13 protein-coding genes, 1 pseudogene and 1 riboswitch are annotated in these 17360 nt (G+C 69.9%); of the genes and pseudogenes, 5 read left to right on the top strand and 9 right to left on the bottom strand.

Annotation, left to right across the window (positions count from 1 at the left end; all coding sequences use genetic code 11):
- Positions 1-366: 366 nt before the first annotated feature.
- From ACWDA7_RS40650 to ACWDA7_RS40625, 6 genes are all read right to left on the bottom strand, one after another.
- Positions 367-2595 carry a glycoside hydrolase family 31 protein gene (locus ACWDA7_RS40650; protein ID WP_450611563.1) on the bottom strand — a complete coding sequence of 743 codons (2229 nt, stop codon included), beginning with the start codon at positions 2593-2595 and terminating at the stop codon, positions 367-369.
- Positions 2592-3704, bottom strand: a complete 1113-nt coding sequence (locus ACWDA7_RS40645; RefSeq protein WP_450611561.1) for a glycoside hydrolase family 15 protein — start codon at positions 3702-3704, stop codon at positions 2592-2594. Before ACWDA7_RS40645 ends, ACWDA7_RS40650 begins: the two co-directional genes overlap by 4 nt.
- Before the next feature lie 113 nt (positions 3705-3817).
- The gene (locus ACWDA7_RS40640; protein WP_450611559.1) at positions 3818-5086 is read right to left on the bottom strand and encodes an ABC transporter substrate-binding protein; all 1269 of its coding nucleotides are present in this window, start codon (positions 5084-5086) and stop codon (positions 3818-3820) included.
- A 68-nt stretch (positions 5087-5154) separates the two neighbouring features.
- Positions 5155-6072 (bottom strand): carbohydrate ABC transporter permease, encoded by a 918-nt coding sequence (locus ACWDA7_RS40635; protein WP_450611557.1) that lies wholly within the window; start codon positions 6070-6072, stop codon positions 5155-5157.
- Positions 6065-6997 carry a carbohydrate ABC transporter permease gene (locus tag ACWDA7_RS40630; protein WP_450611555.1) on the bottom strand — a complete coding sequence of 311 codons (933 nt, stop codon included), beginning with the start codon at positions 6995-6997 and terminating at the stop codon, positions 6065-6067. The genes ACWDA7_RS40635 and ACWDA7_RS40630 overlap by 8 nt, the downstream gene beginning before the upstream one ends.
- Positions 6994-8217: an ROK family protein gene (locus tag ACWDA7_RS40625; protein ID WP_450611553.1), complete on the bottom strand. Its 1224-nt coding sequence runs from the start codon at positions 8215-8217 to the stop codon at positions 6994-6996. Before ACWDA7_RS40625 ends, ACWDA7_RS40630 begins: the two co-directional genes overlap by 4 nt.
- A gap of 463 nt (positions 8218-8680) precedes the next feature.
- Here ACWDA7_RS40625 and ACWDA7_RS40620 point away from each other — a divergent pair, with 463 nt between their 5' ends.
- The 4 genes and pseudogenes from ACWDA7_RS40620 to ACWDA7_RS40605 all read left to right on the top strand — a co-directional run.
- The gene (locus tag ACWDA7_RS40620; protein ID WP_450611551.1) at positions 8681-8845 is read left to right on the top strand and encodes a hypothetical protein; all 165 of its coding nucleotides are present in this window, start codon (positions 8681-8683) and stop codon (positions 8843-8845) included.
- 338 nt (positions 8846-9183) lie between these two features.
- A complete protein-coding gene (locus ACWDA7_RS40615; RefSeq protein WP_450611549.1) occupies positions 9184-9810 on the top strand; it encodes a hypothetical protein in 627 nt (208 codons plus the stop codon).
- A gap of 331 nt (positions 9811-10141) precedes the next feature.
- Positions 10142-10375 (top strand): hypothetical protein, encoded by a 234-nt coding sequence (locus ACWDA7_RS40610; RefSeq protein WP_450611547.1) that lies wholly within the window; start codon positions 10142-10144, stop codon positions 10373-10375.
- A gap of 1057 nt (positions 10376-11432) precedes the next feature.
- Positions 11433-11843 (top strand): annotated as a pseudogene (locus ACWDA7_RS40605) (RNA-guided endonuclease TnpB family protein); the annotation flags it as partial.
- 190 nt (positions 11844-12033) lie between these two features.
- On the opposite strand, the gene ACWDA7_RS40600 reads toward ACWDA7_RS40605, so the two are convergent.
- The 3 genes from ACWDA7_RS40600 to ACWDA7_RS40590 all read right to left on the bottom strand — a co-directional run bounded on the left by ACWDA7_RS40600 (position 12034) and on the right by ACWDA7_RS40590 (position 15818).
- Positions 12034-13062, bottom strand: a complete 1029-nt coding sequence (locus tag ACWDA7_RS40600) for a cytochrome c oxidase assembly protein (RefSeq protein ID WP_450611545.1) — start codon at positions 13060-13062, stop codon at positions 12034-12036.
- A gap of 120 nt (positions 13063-13182) precedes the next feature.
- On the bottom strand, positions 13183-14475 hold the full coding sequence (locus tag ACWDA7_RS40595; RefSeq protein WP_450611543.1) for an NRAMP family divalent metal transporter: 1293 nt from the start codon (positions 14473-14475) through the stop codon (positions 13183-13185).
- A complete protein-coding gene (locus ACWDA7_RS40590) occupies positions 14472-15818 on the bottom strand; it encodes a magnesium transporter MgtE N-terminal domain-containing protein (protein ID WP_450611541.1) in 1347 nt (448 codons plus the stop codon). Before ACWDA7_RS40590 ends, ACWDA7_RS40595 begins: the two co-directional genes overlap by 4 nt.
- Before the next feature lie 323 nt (positions 15819-16141).
- Positions 16142-16321: riboswitch (M-box (ykoK) riboswitch) on the bottom strand.
- Between the two features lie 332 nt (positions 16322-16653).
- Here ACWDA7_RS40590 and ACWDA7_RS40585 point away from each other — a divergent pair.
- A partial coding sequence (locus ACWDA7_RS40585) for an RNA-guided endonuclease InsQ/TnpB family protein (RefSeq protein ID WP_450611540.1) occupies positions 16654-17360 on the top strand: 707 nt, incomplete at its 3' end.

The following is a 17360-nucleotide window of genomic DNA, read 5'->3' as shown; positions in this document are numbered from 1 at the left end:
GATACCACCTGCCCAGGCACAGACACCAACCCGAAACCCGCTCAAAAACCCGTCAGAAGATCCACTTCAGGCCACGTCGGTGGATCAAGGCTAAGCCAATCAGAGACGCTGGTGGTCCTCGTGCGGGCCGGTGTGGGCGGTAGTCTCTCCGGCGCGCACGATCCCTGCCGGGCTCTTCTCACAAGTCGCCTGGCGCGGGCACGCTTGATCTGGCTGGGCGAGGCATCGACCGCATCCACCACAGCCCGGTGACGGTGGGCGGGATGAGCCGCATGGCGGCCCGCACCGCGGGCGGGCCGTATGAGTGCAGCCTCCTCCACAAGAAGTCCACCCGGGTGACGTGGCTCCGACTCCTCTCCCGGAAGGTCAGGTGCCGGTGGAGAAGAGTGCCTCGAGGTCGGCCCACCGGTCGGCGGTCGCATAGACGGGGACGATGTCCAGGGGGGTGGCCCGCTCAAAGACCTGCCCGCCGGTGTGCCTGTGACCGGTCCAGACGTCGACCCACTCGCCGTGGGGCAGATACACCTCCCGGCTGGCGGCGCCCGGTTGGGTGACCGGCGCGATCAGCAGTGCCGAGCCGAGCCGGAACTGATCGGGGAAGTCCCAGATGCGCTCGTCCTGGGCGTCGTCGAAGAACAGTGCGCGCATCAGCGGCTTGCCCTGTGCCAGGCCGGTGCGGGTCTCCTGTGCCAGGTAGGGCACCAGGCGCTCGCGCAGGTGGGCGTACTTGCGGGAGATGTCCAGGACGCGGGGGTCGCCGGAGCGGTCGGCGATGTTCCACGGGGTGCGGTCGCGCAGCGGCTGCCGGTGGTGGTTGTACTCCGAGTGGTATTGCATGATCGGCATGAAGGTGGAAGCCGCCAGGGCCCGCAGATACAGTTCGGCGTCCGGGACGTCGCCGGAGAAGCCCGCGATGTCCCAGCCCCAGTAGATGATGCCGCAGGCCGAGGCGGTGATGCCGGCGTTGAGGGAGTGCCGGTAGGCGTCCCAGGTGGAGTCCTCGTCGCCGGCCCAGAAGGCGCCTGCGTTCTGCGAGCCGGTGAACCCGGCGCGGCTGAAGGTGACCGGGGCCTTGCCGCCCTCGCGCAGCAACTCCCGGTAGGCGGAGGGGTATTGGACGGTGAACAGGTTGTTGGTCTGTGCGCCGGTGGTCCCGTCGGCGTAGCGCAGGTCCTCGCCCCAGGCGTGTTCGCCGCCGTCCGTTTTGAAGCCGTCGATGCCGACCTCGTCGACCAGGTAGCGACGCTTGGACAGCCACCACTGGCGTGCCTTGGGGTTGGTGAGGTCCGGCATCAGGGCTTGGGGGAACCACCAGCCACGGTTGCGGTAGGGCCGCGTGCCGCCTTGCTCCATGACGGTGTACCCGTGGTCGATCATGGCGCGGGCGTCCGCGGCGGCCTGGCCGCGTGGTGCGGGGCGCATCTTCATCAGCGGGATCTGCCAGAGCAGCACTTTGATGTCACGCTGGTGCAGTTCGTCGACCAGGCCCTTGGGGTCGGGCCAGGCGCCGTCGGGAGGGAAGGTGAAGTCGGCCAGGCGGTGGGGGGCGCCGTCCTCGTTGACCGTGTACTGGGCGTCGCGGAAGACGGTGAAGGTCGCCTCGTCGCTCCATGCCTCGATGACCAGCGCGCCGACGGGAATGTCCTCGTCGCGGTGGCGGTCCATCTCGGTCAGCACGCGCTGTTGTGTGTTCCACTCGTTGCCGCTGGCCCACAGGCGGAAGACCCAGTCGGGCAGTTCCTCGGGGCGTCCGGCTTCGTCGAGGAAGGCGGACAGCAGTTCATGGGGCGCGCCGTGGAAGCAGACCGTCTCGAGTGAGCCGTCCGGCGGGGTCTGTGCCTCGACCCACAGCAGGTCAGGGTCGCTTGCGCCGATGTCGTACCAGGTGCGGCGGGAGGTGCGGACGTGGAAGGCCCAACTGTCGCCGCCCAGCACCATCGCGAAGGGCATCGGCAGATACGTGCGGGCGGTGAAGCCCTGACCCTTGTACTGCTCGAAGACCTGCGCGTCCAGGGTGCGTCCGCGTTGGTCGACGGCGTTGTAGCGTTCGCCGAAGCCGACCACGTGCTCGCCGGGGGCCAGCCGCAGTGCGAAGCGGACCCGCAGGACGGTGCCGTCGGCGGCCACCAGGCTGGATGTGGAGTCCTCGACCAAGCGGCCGGCGTCTTGGGTGACCTGCAGCTGTGCTGCTCCCTTGTGCCATACGGCCGGGGCGACGGTGTGCCAGGAGGTGCGGCGGACGCGGCCGTCTTGGTGGCGGGCCACAAAGCGGTAGCGGGCGCTTGTGCCTTCGGCGAGCGGTGCGGGGCGGACCACCCAGCGGTGGCGGGTGCCGCTGCCGCCGGCGGCCGCGGCGGCGAGGTGGCTGTCGGTGTCGCCGCCGCTGTCGCCGGTGCGCTCGCCGGCCCCTTCGATGGCGGCGGTCAGTTCGGTGACGCCGTCGCCGGTGTCCCACTCGCACACCACGGCCTCGATGCCGTATCCGGTGGAGGCCCGGATCTCGAAGGGCTCGCCTGCCAGGGGGATCACGGGCACGCGCTGGTCGTCGGTGGGCTGGTAGGCGTGGCCCGAGCCATGCGGGAGGTGGCGGATCATGCGGAGACTTCCAGTTCGTGGGCGAGGATCAGGTACATCGCGTGGGACCACAGCAGTGGGGTGGCGTTCGGCCCCCAGCGCTCCTCCCACCGGGCGTGGTGTTCGGGTGCCAGGAGGGTGGCACCGGGGGCCTGTTCGGGCAGCAGGTCGTCGGCGGTGGCGTTGGAGGCGATCCAGTCCAGTTCTCGGCGGGCGTCGTCGGTGCGGCCGGTGCGTGCGTAGTGCCAGCCGAGGAAGCCGGCCAGGACGGGCCACTGCCCGCCGCCGTAGAAGACGTCTGCCAGGTAGCGGTGCACGCCGCCTTCCGGCTCGAGCAGGTCGTGTTCGATCGCGGCGAGGGTTGCTTGGGCGATGGGTCCGGCCGGGTCCACGGAGGCGAACGGTGTCAGACAGGCCAGCAGGCTCGCGTCGACCGCCTGGCTGCCCAGCCACTTCGCCAGATGGCCCTCGTGCAGACCGCTTTCGCGCACCAGGGCATCGATCTGCGTGACGGTGGGCGCGCACAGCCCGGTCTCGTCGAGGTCGGCCGCCTCGATCGCGGCGAGGCCGCCGCGGATGGCGCCGAGGGTGGCCCCGTGCCGGTGTTCCTTGGACTCCTCCCACCAGTCGTAGCAGGGAAGGTCCCAGGTCGCGGCGAGATAGCCGACGGTGAGGCGGATCGCCTCACCGTAGGGGGAAGGGTCGCCGCCGTGCCGGCGCAGATGCTCGCTCAGCGCCCACAGCCAGGTGCCGTAGCCGTCGGTCTGGAAGTCCCACCAGCCGACGTCGCCGGTGTCCTGGCCGTCCAGGGTGTAGCGGGTGGGCAGCAGGTCGGCCTCGGCCGGCTGCCGGCCCGCGGCTTTCGCCGCGGTGATCCGCTCGATGCGGTCGGCGCGGTCGGTGATGACCTTGGCGCACCACCGGTGGAAGGCGTCGGCGGAGTCGGCGGCGCCTGCGCGGGAGGCGGCCTCGGCGATGAACGAACCGTCGCGGAACCACGAGTAGCGGTAGACCGGGTAGGTCGGGCAGGCCGGGTAGGCCCCGGAGGGCGCCTGGTGGGCGGTGATCACCTCCAGGCTGCGGCGGGCCAGGCGCGCGTGACCGGGCGACTGCGTCGTGGGGGTGGACAAGGCGAGTGTCTCCTGTGTGGGTGGGGCGGGGTGGGAAGGACCGGAGGTACCGGTCCGGCCGGGGGGTTCGGGCGCCCGCGGGGCGGTCAGGTCTCCCGCGGGCGCCCGAGGCTTCACTTCAGCAGTGAGGTGACCTGCCGGGCGGCCTGGGACAGCGCCGCTGCGACGTCCGTGCGGCCGGCGGCGGCGTCGGCGAGGGCGTTGTTGACGATGTCCTGCATCTGCTGCTGCTTGGCGATGACGGGCGCCGTGGCCTGCTGCTTGAGGGAGTCGAAGACGGCTTGGCGGTTGGCCGGCTTGCCCGCGTTGAGGTAGCCGGCGACCTTGCTGGTGTCGGCCAGTGGCGGGAGTTCCCAGGAGGAGTCGACGCGGGTCTTGGCGGTGGTGTCGGAGGCGGTCAGGTAGGCCAGCCACTTGAAGGCGGCATCGGCGTGCTGGGTGGTCTTGGAGATGCCGACGGAGTTCTGGAAGACCGCGCTGGCCTTGTGGGTGTCACCGGGTTCGACGGCCACGTCCCAGTCGAAAGGCACGTTCTGCAGGGCGCTGAACTGCCAGTTGCCGTTGTGCCACATGGCGAGCTTGCCGGCCTTGAACAGGTTGGTGTCGTAGTCGGGGGTGTTCGCACTCTTCGCCGCATCGGGCATGGTGGTCTTGTTCTTGCTGATCAGCCATTTCGCCGCGGCGATGCCCTGGGGGCTGTCGAAGGTCGCCTTGGTGCCGTCGGCGGACAGGAAGGAGCCGCCCGCCTGGTCGAGGGCCTTGGAGAACTCGTTGAAGGTGATGGGCTGGAAATCGCCCCACACGCCCTTGCCCGCGTCGGTGAGCTTGCGTGCGGCGGCCTGCTCGTCCTTCCAGGTCCAGCCGGCGGTGGGAGTAGGGACGCCGGCCTTGGCGAAGAGCGTCTTGTTGTAGATGAGGACCACGGTGGAGAAGGACTCCGGCAGCGCGTACTGCGTGCCCTTGTACTGTGCGGCCTTCAGATTGGCCGGGGAGTAGGCCGAGGAGTGGTAGGCTGGCTCCTTTGCGGCTGGCTGGGCCAGGTCCAAGAGGGCGCCGGAGGAGGCGTAGGTGGCCAGGCTCTGCTGGTCGAGTTCGAAGGTGTCCGGCGCGGTGCCGCCGGAGATCGCGGTCTGCAGCGTGGTGGCGTAGCTCGCGTAGGGCACGGACTGCACCTGGACCTTGATGGCGGGGTTGTTCTTCTCGAACGCCGCAACGATGGCGTCGAGGTCCTTGGCGTGGTCGGCGCCGGCGGAGAAGGTCATGTAGCGGACGGTGGTCACGCCGTCGGCGGAGGCCGATCTGGTCGCGGAGCCTTGGCCGCAGGCGGTGGTCAGGGCCAGTGCCGCGACGCCAGCGGCGAGGGCGATCCGGGGGGTATGCATGGCTGTCTCCTGGGGTGGCGGGGGATGCGTGGAAAGGGAGGGGATGCAGGCAATGGCCGGGGCCGGGGCTACTTCAGGCCCGACTGGGCGACGCTCTGCACCACGTACTTTTGAGCGAAGAGGTAGAGGATCATGATCGGGAGGGTGCCGAGGACGGAGCCAGCCATGGTCACGTTCCACTGGGTGCTGAATTGGCCTTGGAGGTTGGCCAGCGCCAGCGGGAGGGTCATGAACTCGGGCGATCGGACGATGACCAGCGGCCACAGGAAGCTGTTCCAGCTGGCCATGAAGCCGAAGACGGAGAAGGTCGCCAGGGCGGGGCGCACCAGCGGCAGTATCACCGAGGCGAAGATCCGCAGGTGGCCGGCGCCGTCGAGGCGGGCCGCCTCGTCCAGTTCCCGGGGCACTGCGTCCATCGCCTGTCGCAGCAGGAACACTCCGAAGCCGGAGGCGAGGGTCGGGGCGAGTACCGCGGCGTAGGTGTCGACGAGGTTCAGTGTCTTCATCTCCGCGAAGAGCGGGACGATGAGGACCTGCAGCGGGATCATCATGGTGGCCAGGTAGCAGCCGAATACCAGGCCCCGGCCGCGAAAGCGCAGCCGGGAGAAGGCGTAGGCGGCCATGGAGCTGGTGATCAGCTGGATGGCGGTCGAGGTCAAAGCCAGCCACAGGCTGTTGACGGCGACCCGGGTGAAGGGCACCGCGTGAAAAAGGCTGCGGTAGCCGTCTCCGCTGACGGCGGTGGGCAGCAGGGAGGGGGCGGTGATGCCGCTGCCATTGGGCTGCAGCGAGGTGATCAGCATCCACAGAAACGGGAAGAGCATCCCGGCCGCTCCCAGGACGACCAGGGTGGTCAGGGATGCCGCCCGCAGGCGCCGGTGGGCGGCTGTGGGCCGGCTGCGGCGTGCCCCGCGCGGCTGGACAACGGCGGAGGGCTCGGGCCCGGCCGCAGGGGGCCAGGCGGGTGTCCGGGTCAGTTCAGGCATGGGTCACCCACCGCCGCTGGATGCGGGTCATGACGACGGTGACCACCATGATCACCGCGAACAGCAGCCAGGACAGGGCCGAGCCGGTACCGACCTGCCCGTATCGGAAGGACAGGTCGTAGACCTCCTCGACGACGGGCCGCGAGGACCCGGCGGGGCCGCCGCCGGTCATCACGAAGACCTGGTCGAACACCTGGAAGCCGTTGATGAGCGAGATGAGGACGACGAAGTAGGTGGACGGCGACAGCAATGGGAGTGTGATGCGCCAAAACCGCTGCCAGGCGCCTGCTCCGTCGATCGTGGCCGCCTCGTACAGGTCCTGCGGGATCGCCTGCAGCCCTGCCAGCAGGATGACCATGACGAACCCGAGGTCCTTCCACGCCGAGGCAAGGATCACCGACGGCAGCGCCCAGGTCGGGGACGCCCACCAGTCAGGAGTCGGCAGACCCACGGCCGCCAGGACCCGGTTGAGCAGCCCCCCGTCGGGGCTGAGGATCCACTTCCACGTCAAAGAGACCATCACCCAGCTAGTGACGACCGGCAGGAAGTAGATCGACCGCAGGATGCTGCGCCCCCGCATGCGGCGGTTGAGGGCGAGCGCCAGCGCCAGGCCGCCCACGTACACCAGCGGGAGGTAGCCGGCGATGAAGTACACCGTGTGCCAGAAGGCGGAACGGGTATCGCCATCGCGCAACAGGTGTGTGTAGTTGGCCAGCCCCACCCAGTGCATCGGGGAGATCAGGTCCCAGGAATGCAGGCTGATCCACAGCGAGGAGAGCATCGGGCCGGCGGTGAACAGCAGGAGCGGAATGGCGCTCGGCGCCAGGAAGAACGCCACCGCGGCGCGGTTGCGCCACTTGCGCCGTCGTATCGCGGCCAAGGCCGGGCTGTGGCCGGCACCTGCAGACAGGGGGTTGATCGTCATGTCGCGCTCCGGCTGCCCGCCCCGTCGCCGAGCCCGTGGATGCGACGACGGGGATCGACGCTGCCGACGCCTCCGTCCAGCGATGCGGCGAGGACCAGGGCAGCAGCTCCCTGCGCCCAGATCGTGTCCGTATACGGCTCGACAGTGATCGCCAGCTCCTGATCCCGGCGACGCCCATGGCGTTGCAGGGCTGCCCTGACGCCGGGCTCCCACCAGCGCCAGGATCGGGTCCCCTCCCCCATGACCACGATCTCCTCCGGGTCCAGCACAGTGGTCAGCCCGGCCAGCTGGCGGCCCAGGATCTCTCCCGCTTCCCGCAGGATGGCGCATGCCTGCTCGGCCCGGTCATCGGCTCCGTTCGCAAGGTCGGCGAGATCATCCGGTGTGGCGTCCTCGCCGACCAGGCCGGCCGAGCGTGCGGTGCGCAACAGCGCGGCATCGCCAATCAGTGCTTCCAGGCACCCGTGATTCCCGCACGTGCACAGCGGACCGTCCGAGGCGACCGGAACATGACCGAACTCCCCGGCGCCTCCGTGGGCGCCGCGGTAGACATGGCCGCCCGCGACGATGGCCAGGCCGACGCCACGGCCGATGGTGACCACCAAAAAGTCGTTCAGGGTGCGGCCCCGCCCGTACAGGCGCTCACCGCTGCCCAACGCGTTGACGTCGTTCTCCACCAAAACGGCAAGCCCCAAAGCTGCGCCGAGCATGGTACCCAGCGGCACGTGCTGCCAGTTCAGCATCGCGGCGTCCACGACCCCGCTGTCCGGACGGTCGACGGAGCCGGGCACCCCCACCCCGATCCCCAGCAGGGGCGGCAGGTCCTCGCGGGGCGTGGTGAAAGGGCGCAGCAACTCCACGATCGCGGGCACCGCCTCCAGCGCCGTGGCGTCGAAGGGGACCGTCACGGTGTCGGTGACCTGCCCGTCCAGGCGCATGTCGACCAGCACGACGTGGTCGGCGGCCACCTTGACACCCAGGGCCCGGCCGGCGTCGCCGACGAGGCCGACCAGCCGAGCGCGCCGGCCCCCGCGGGAAGGCTCCTGGCGGTCGAGTTCCTCGATCACCCCCTGCACCAGCAGACGCCGGGTCACCTGGGTCAGCGTCGCCGCGCTCATCCCCAGCTCCCGGGCCAGCGCGGCCCGCGACATCGGCCCCGCCCTGCCCAGCAGGGCCAGCACAGCCGTACTGGAGAGGTCTTCACCCGCCAACCTGTTCATTCGCGCTCTTTCTTTAGTGACTTAAGAAACTAGCTGAATGAAAGCTAGAACGGACCCAACCCCACGTCAACCCCCGATTTCCACGAGGTTTCCACCAGCGATCCGGACAGAGCGCCCCCCGGCAAGCCCTCGGACATGGCCACTCCTCCGGCTGCGCGACGGCCCCGGGCACGCAGAGACCCTCCCGCACGGCGCCAGACACGGCGCGGCTGAGACAAAATCCGGCCACGGCTGCCCAACACCGCCCGGCACACCGGCACCGCGGCGCCAGCCAGGCGACAAGGACGACGGCGAACCCGCGGCTTGGACGTGCGCAGGCCCGCTATCGCACCTCCGTTCGGTAGCGGGCCCCGATCCACCAGGCGATCAATCCCATGACGCTGGTCCCTGCTGCTGTCTGTATCGACCTGCCACCAACGCGGTAGGCGGTCCCAAGGCAAGCAGCGGCAGGGTCCACCATTGCGTGAGCACGGTCGACGAAAGCCTCAGGACCGATGAGGCACAGGCCGTGCTCGTCGAGCAACCGCATCAGGCTCCGCTTGCGCTTGTGGCCGGCGCGCAGGACGGCGACGTGCGCAGTGAACTCGTCCTCGACGCCCAGGCGGCTGTGGCACTCGCGTATGCCTAACAGCAGGTCGGTCAGCTACTCGTAGACGGCGTTGCCCGTCTGCTTCTTATGCGGTTCGACCAGGCGCAGGTAGACCCCGAGCGCGCCGGCGCGGCGGGGGCGCGGACCTGGTCGGCAAGGGCGAGCCACTGTCGGTCGTGGGAACGGGTATGGACCGCGGCCCGCCAGGCGGCGTCGACGTCCCCATCATCCAGCGGGCGTCGAGCAGGACCGGGCCGCCGTATGAGGATGGCCGCTGCTGCCCGCCGTCCTTGCCCTCGCAGCCGGCATCTTCCTGCCGCTCATCCCCTCAATCGCCCACCAGCTGGCCGTGGCCGACAGTCTGCACTGCCCTCATCGTGGCCGCCGTTTTGACTCTGGCCACCGGCAACGGCCAGGACATCGGCAACCGCATCACATCATCACTGGACAAAGCACTGCCGTGGCGTTCCGTCTCCTCCCCCGCCAAGGAAGGCCTCTTCTTCGACCGCCAGGCCGAGGTCGAAAGCCACCTCGCCGCACTCATGCGCGACCGCGCACCCGGCACCTGCCCGGTGGAGGCCATCCGCGACGACCTGCTGGCCGTCCTGCAGCAGGACGACCCCATCCTGGGGCTCCACCCCGGCTCGCTCCGGTTCTGGCAGGTCATCCACGACAGCCCTGCGCTGCGCGCACGCGAACGCGAACGCGAGATCGGCGAACACTCAGAGGCCGCACTCGCGGTGACCTTGGCCGAGCATCCACCACGCGCCGCCGGCGCACACGACAGCGCCGGCCTTCCGATGCCCGCCCTGCTTGCGGGTGCCGACGCACCGGGCAGCCCTGCGCGAGATCCAACGACGCATCATGTCCGGCGAAGCACCCGCACACGCACGCGACGCGATCGCCGATGCGGCGCTTCGGGCATGCAACCTGCCCTGCTCTGCCTCGGACTTCACCCGCACACACCCGAACGGACATCGCAGCAGCGACAACTCCCTCGGTAGGCTCGGCCACCGGCGACATCACGCGAAAACGGCCGACCGGAACCCGTCTCGCGAACACCGCTGTCGCCTGAGGCCCGGGGCAGGGACACAGCGATGGCGGCTTTGTGGTCACCCACTCACACAGCGGCGGCAGTCCTGTATCGAGGCCGGCAGGACCGGTGCGGCTGCCGCGTACCGTCGCACCCGGCCGAGTGATTCCTGCATGCCGCGCGGGCGCAGGCCAATGTGCCGCCAGAGGACGGCGGCGTCCGTTCACTATCGTCGGGGAACGTCGGCGGTTGCAGGTACCGGTAGCGGTCCTGTCCGGGAAGCGTTGAGGAGTTGAGCGTCCATGGCCGTGTGTGAGGTCTGCGGCAACGACTACGAGATGTCATTCGAAGTGCACGCCAAGGGAGCGGTCCACACCTTCGACAGCCTCGAGTGCGCCGCCCAGAGGATGGCGCCGATCTGCAACAACTGCCAATGCCGCATCCTCGGTCACGGCCTCCAGGCCGACGGGCAGTTCTTCTGCTGTGCGCACTGCGCCCGTCAGCAGGGCAGAGCAGAACTCGTAGACCACGCCTGACCCGCACGAGGGGCCTGGCGCTCCTGACCACCTGGACCGAGCACACGGCGGCCCCCGGCATCGGGTGCGTTCAGGTGCCCGGCCGCTGTCTCCCACTCCTTCAGACACATCGCATCGAGTTGCTCGTATGGCAGACGGATGCGTCCTTCGGCGATGTCCCCCAGAGCAGTCACGGTCCGCCCGCACCGCGCCGCCACGGCGGCCCAGCACCGCCTGCCTGGGCCGGTCATGTGGGCACTCTTCCCGGCGCCCCGGCTCTGTCGGCGCCGGTAGCGGGAGGCCCACCGGTTCGTCCACCAGCCGAGCCGGTGCTCGGACTCCTGACGGAAGACCAACTGCAGCGCCGTTACCTCCAGGCTCAGCACCAGACCGACCGCGATGGCCCACCGCGAGCCGGCCGTGCGGTCGTCTACCGTAGAGGCATGGACGCGATCATCGTCGTGTACGAGCTCGACAAGCCGGTGGGCACGCGCACCTCCCCGGGCGGGACGCATGGTGAGGCACGACGCGTCCGCCGGGTGCATGCAGCGCCCACCGCCCCGGGGACGTCCACTGCGACTGGCCCACGGACTCTCTGCGGCAAGGACACCTTCGCTATGGAGACGGCCTGCCAGAAGCCATCCGAGCACCCTGAGGCGCCTTGGTACCCCGCAGAGTACGCGTCCGTGGTCTGCCCAGACTGCGACGCGGTAATGACGACCTGACGGTCGTGACCGACTGCCCCGCGGTCGATACGTCGCCGAAGGGACCGCGGCGGCTTGCAGTGGCACCCGCCCGCGGACGGCTACTCCCTTGGGATGGCCAGTTCTGTCAATTCCCTCGCAGCGTGGAGACGATCTATGCGGCCAGTCCCTCGGCGGGGGTGGCCCTGTAGTCACCGGGTTCCTCCGAGGATGCCCCGGCCTTCAGGCCGGGGAGGAATGGGACTCCTGCGGAGCAGGGCGGGGATGGCCGGATCGCCGTCGGGGCGATCCGGTGTCGGCCCCGCGCGGTGGTGATGTCGCCCGCGATGATCGAGAACTCTCAACTGTCAGTCCTCCCAGGTAGGTTCGGATGCATGACGACAGAAGCGACCACGAAGGACGCCGGGCATGCCCGGTACACCTTCCGTGTGCGCCTGTCGAACACGGCCAGGCGCCGGCTCGAAGCCGAGTGGGATCGCTGCCGGTGGATCTGGAACGAATGCGTGGCCAAGTCCAAGCAGGTCCACGTGCAGGGCAAAGCGGGCGGCGAGAAGCTGACGTGTGGCCCGGCGCAGCTCGACAACATGCTGACCGAGGCCCGCAGGGGGATGCCGTGGCTGGCTGACGGCGCGAGCGTGCCTCAGCAGCAGGTGATACGCGACTTCGCCACGTCCCGCGCCAGGGCCCTGAAGGCCATCAAGGACCGGGATGCGACGCATCGCCGGGCGGGGATGCCCCGGTGGAAGAAGAAGCGGGAGGCGCGGCCGAGCCTGAACTACACCCGGCACGTGGCGCGACGTCGTCCTCGTCTAATGCCGCGCCCGACGTGAGCTGATTCCCCTGCCAGGCTGATCCTGGTCAACGGCCCAGCCCAGGACTTGCATCCCGTACCTAGGTACGGGTTTACCGTCGAAGACGTCCCCGGACGGGGAGACGACGATGGGAGTGAGGGGGATGACTGGAGGGGGACGCAGGTCAGGTATCCCGGTGCTGGCGTCGGATCCTGGCGGCGACCTCGTTCTCTTCGGTTTCCCACCAGGGGCGTACCCGTTCGGGAGACGGTGTCTGGCCGTGGTCCGAATCCGAGGTGGTGCTCTTGGCTGTGGCGAGGGCGAGTTCCGCGTCGAGGTGCTGGTCCAGGGCCACGGTCTGAGCCCGCTCCGTGCGCGCCCACTGGAACAGGAGCGCGAGCAGGAACGGCAGGGCGACGAGCTCGGCGATGCTGAGCATGGCGCCGCCGCCGATCTGCTGGTCGTGCTGGACGTCCGGGGACCAGGTCGGCGCGTGGTGCAGGTACCAGGCGCCCGCGATCAGCGTGCCGTGCGTCATGACGACGAGGCCGGGGACCGCGTCGACGATGCCATCCAGGAACACCAGCCCCGCCCGCACCGGATGCGTGCACCAGGCGGGCAGCGCTTCCTCGCGGGTCAGCACCGGGATGACGAACAGGGAGCCGGCCGCGAGCAGGTGCAGATACATCAGCTCGTGCAGCCAGCCCACGCGCAGGGCGGTCTCGAAGTACGGCGTGAAGTACACCGTCAGCTCGGTGGCCAGCACCAGGGCCGTACTGACCAGGGGGAAGGTCAGCACCCGCACCAAACGGCCCGCTATGGTCCGGCGGACCCGCCCGGCGGCGCCCTCCGGCAGTGCCTCGACCGCGAGCCGCAGCGGGTCGCCGAGCGCCAGGCCCAGGGGTGCGACGAGATCGAGGAGGATGTTCTGCACGGCGGCCGGCCAGAACAGCACGTGGTCGTAGACGGCGAGGGCGGACATCGTGGCCACCACCAGTGCGCCCAGGCCGAGCAGCGCGAAGGCGGCCACACGGGCGGGCGGCCAGGTCTCGCTGCGCTGCCGGAGCCGCACAACGCCGCAGCCGTAGAGCGCGCCCAGGGCGACGACCAGCAGCAGCGCGGGGACGTCCAGCTGCCACGTGGACAGTAGGCGTCCTGTGGTCAGCTCCGGGAGCTGACCGGCCGACAGCTGGGTCACAGCGTGACCATCCATGCAGATCGTCCTCCTTCGGCTCTGCGCGGAAGAGTCGACTCGGGTCCACAGCAGGACGCTAGTCCCCGGCGGCAGCAAGCCGGGCTTCGGGGCGCCGCACGCCGGAGTGAAATCCGGGGCTCAGGCGAGACCGAACCAGCCGAGGATCGCCTGGACGAGCAGGCTGGTGGACATGGCGGCGACGCCGACGACCACAGCCGTGGCGGCGATGCGGTAGCGCGGCCCGTTGGCGGCCTGGCCCAGGACGGAGCGGCGGTTGGTCAGAACCAGCAGGTAGACCAGGACGATGGGGCTGAGCAGGCCCTGCAGGACCTGGGTACCGATCAGCAGCTGGATGACGTCGACCGGGGTCATGGCCACCGTGGCGCCCAGTACGATCTGGGCGGTGAACAGGCCCAGGAACAGCGGGGCGTCGCGGAAGCTGCGGGAGACGGAGCGTTCGACGCCCGCGGCCTCTCCTATGGCGTAGCTGGCGGAGAGGGGCACGACGGCGCCGGCCAGGGCGGAGGCGCCGATCAGTCCGAGCGCGAAGAGGAGCTCGGCGTTTTGGCCTGCGACCGGCTTGAGGGCTTCGGCCGCCTGGGCGGCGGAGTCCAGCGGGCCGCTGCCGCCGATGGCGGAAGCGGTGGCGATGATGATCGTCAGGCTGATGACGCAGGCGAAGACGGCGCCGAGGACGGCGTCGGCGCGGATGAGCGGGTAGTCGGCGGGCTTGGCGCCGCGGTCGACGACGCCCGCGGCGGCGTAGAACTGCATGTACGGGCTGACCGTCGTACCGATCAACGCGACCGCAAGCAGGATGAAACCCTTGCTCGGCTCCATGTGCGGGACCACCAGGTGGTGGCCGACCGCGCCCCAGTCCGGGTGGCCGAGGATCATTGCGATCGGGTACGCGAAGAACGCCAACGACATGATCAGGAAGATGCGTTCGGCCCAACGGTAGGAGCCGAACAGCACCAGCGCCCACAACACGATCGCGGCCGGCGGGATGACCGCCCATTTGGGGACGCCGAGGAGTTCGAAGGCGGCGCCGATGCCCGCGAACTCGGAGACGACCAGGCCGGTGTTGGCCAGCAGGAGACAGAAGACGGCGAGGCCGGTCAGGCGGAGGCTGAACTGTTCGCGGATCAGAGCGCCCAGGCCCTTGCCGGTATGGGCACCGAGGCGGACGGCCATCTCCTGCACCATCACCAGGGCGATGGTGACCAGCACCATGAAGAACAGGGTGCCGTAGGTGAATTGGGAGCCCGCCGAGGCGTAGGTGGCGATGCCGGCGGCGTCGTTGCCGGCATTCGCGGCGACCAGGCCAGGGCCGGCGATCGCCGCGATCAGGGTGATGCGTCGCCAGCCGGTACGGCGCGCGGGTGCGGGGGCCTCCGGAGCCGTGGTGGCGGTGTCGAGGTCGCGGGTCACTGCAGGAACCTCCGAAAGTGCAGGCGCCCGCGTTCGGGCAGCATCGCGTCGAGCAGGTCGTCGGCCAGGATCCGGCCGATCGGGCGGTCGCTGTCGTCGACCACCAGGAGCGAGGAGGCGCGCGCGGCGACGAGCTGGTCGGCCGCGTCCGCCAGGGATGTGTCGGCCCGGATGGTGTCCGGCGGGCCGAACTGTGCCCGCCAGGCGACCAGGTCGGCCAGCGGGGTCGCGTCCTCGGCCACCGCCAGGTCGAACAGCGCGATGTCGCACAGCAGCCGGTCTTCGTCGTCCACGACGGCGACCGCGTCGATCTCCGTGCGGTGTTCGGCTTGTTCGGCCAGCCGGGCCCGCAATTCGGCCACGGTCTCGTCCTTCCGAGCGGTGATCAGCAGTGTGGTCATGGCACCGCCCGCGGTGCCCTCCCGGTGGTTCAGCAGCCGGCGCAGTTCCGCTGCCTCGTCCTTCGGCATGCGGGTGAGCAGGGCCTCGCGCTCCTCGCGGGTGAGGTCGCGCAGGGCGTCGGTGGCCTCGTCGGGCTCCATCTCGTCGATCAGGAGGGCGGCGTGCTCCGGCTGAGCCTCGCGCAGCAGGTTCTCCAGCTCGGCCGGTTCCATCTCCTCCAGCGCGTCGGCCGCCTGCTCCGGCTCCAGCCACCCCAGCAGCTGCTGCCGCTCGGCACGGCCGAGGTCTTCGAGAATGTCCGCGAGATCAGCAGGGCGCAGCCGGCGCAGCGCGGCCCGCGAGGCACGCAGCCGGACCTCCGGCGGGCCCTCGGTGGCCTGCTCGGCGAACGGCGCCACCGCCTGCCAGTCCAGCACCCGCTCCGGGGTCGGCCGGGCCTGCCAGCGGCGTGGGCCGAGCCGACGCAGCAGGGTGGGCAGCGAGACGTCCACCCCGACCAGAACCACCTGATCCACCAAGGGCGCCAGATACAGGTCGGCGGCACGGGTGACCTGCACGCCGTCCACATCGACCAGCTGATGGTCGAGTACGTCCTTGGCCAGCAGGACCTCGCCGGGCCGACGGACGAAGTCGCGCAGGTCGACCCTGGCCGTGCGCAGCCGTACGTGCCCGGCGTGCACCTTGCCGACGGCGTCTGCGGGCAGGAAGGTACGACGTCGGCCGATGCGCAGGATCAGGCCGGTGACCGGCGGATACGAGTCTGCCCCGTAGAGCCGGGCGACGACGTCGACGACGCGGCCGACCTCTTCACCCGACTGGTTGGTGGCCGGGCCGCCGATCAGCCCGGCCAGGGAGACCAGTGAGGTGCGGACCGCCTTGGACGTGGTGGCACGGCGCTCCGAGGTGACGCGACGGTCACGCAGACGGGCCGAGGTGGACATGAGCAGAGTGTGGGCAGCCAAGCTAAACACCCCCTTGCCCCGGCATGGCGGGGCTCCGGGCGGCCCGCGGCAGCGCTTTTCCTCCCCGCGGACGGCAGCACACGGCATGCCCAGCGCCCGCCTGCACACGGCTGCCAGGCCGCTGAGGCGGTCGGGGATCAGGGAAGAAGAGGCTGCTCCGGGCCGCGGAAGGACGGCGCGGACAACACGAAGAGGGGCCGACTATGGCCCGGACTACTGTCCATGTCGCCTCCTCCCGGTCACGGCCGCACAGAGGGTGCGCGGTCCTGCGGCAAGGGGCAGCCGGAACGAGAACGGGTCCCGGTGCACCCCAACTCGTCAGAGCTTTGGCACTCCACGGCGTGATCCCCCGCGACTGTGCGGGGGAAGCCACTTGGGGTCACCCCTTGGGCCGGGGAGACCTGTCCTGATCCGGAGCGTCTCTCGACGGGTGGGATCAGTGGCCTGTGTCCGTGAAGACGCCTCACCGAACGAGGTGTCTATTGAATCCGCGCCAAGAATACGCCCGCCCCGGACTGCCTTCCCAACCCATGACCGGCCCTTGACCCGCGCACTACGCATCGGAGACCGCATCGGCCGATTCCGTCTCCTCTCCCTCGGCCGCGAGGGCGCGGTTGCGGCGGACTCCGTTCACCGGGTTCCTTCGAGGATGCCCGGGCCTTCAGGTCGGGGGAGGAATCGGACTCCTGCGGGGCAGGGCGGGGAGCGGGCAATCGCCGCCGGGGCGATTGGCCGTCCGCCACGGCACGGGGTGAGCAGGCTCGCCTCGATCAAGAGCTCCCGACTGTCAGTCCTCCCGGATAGATTCGGGTTCATGACGACGGACGCGACGACGAATGGGGGTGCCGGGCACGCCCGGTACACGTACCGTCTTCGCGTGTCCGCCGGCGCGCGGGCTGCACTCGAAGCGGAGTGGGACCGGTGCCGCTGGATCTGGAACGAGTGCGTGGCCAAGTCCAAGGCCGTGTACCTGCACAACAAGGTGTGTTCCGGGGACAAGCTGGCGTGTGGTCCAGCGCAGCTGGACAAGATGCTGACCCAGGCGCGCCGGGGGATGCCGTGGCTCGCGCAGGGCGCGAGCGTGCCGCAGCAGCAGGTCATACGCGACTTCGCGACATCGCGGGCGAAGGCGCTGGGGGACATCAAGGCCCGGCTGCCGATGCGGCAGCGTGCAGGGATGCCCCGCTGGAAGAAGAAGCGGGAGGCCGATCCGTCGTTGAACTACACCCAGCGTGGGTTCCGCCTCAAGGACGGGCGCCTGCACCTGGCGGGCGGGATCGTGCTGAGGGTGGTGTGGTCGCGCCGGCTGCCCAAGGCGCCGTCCTCGGTGCGCGTGTACCGCGACGGCATCGGCCATTGGTACGCGTCCTTCGTGACCGCCACCACCCCTGAGCCCCTGCCCAAGACCGGCCGCATGATCGGGATCGACCACGACCTTCCCCACGCCCAGCATGGGAAGAAGGCCCAGGCCAAGCTCTCGCGCTATGACCGGATGATGGCCCGACGCCGACCGGCCAAGGG

The organism is Streptomyces sp. NPDC001156, assembly GCF_053598275.1.
Note: the sequence above shows the minus strand (reverse complement) of the source record. Positions and strands in the feature narration are given on the sequence as shown.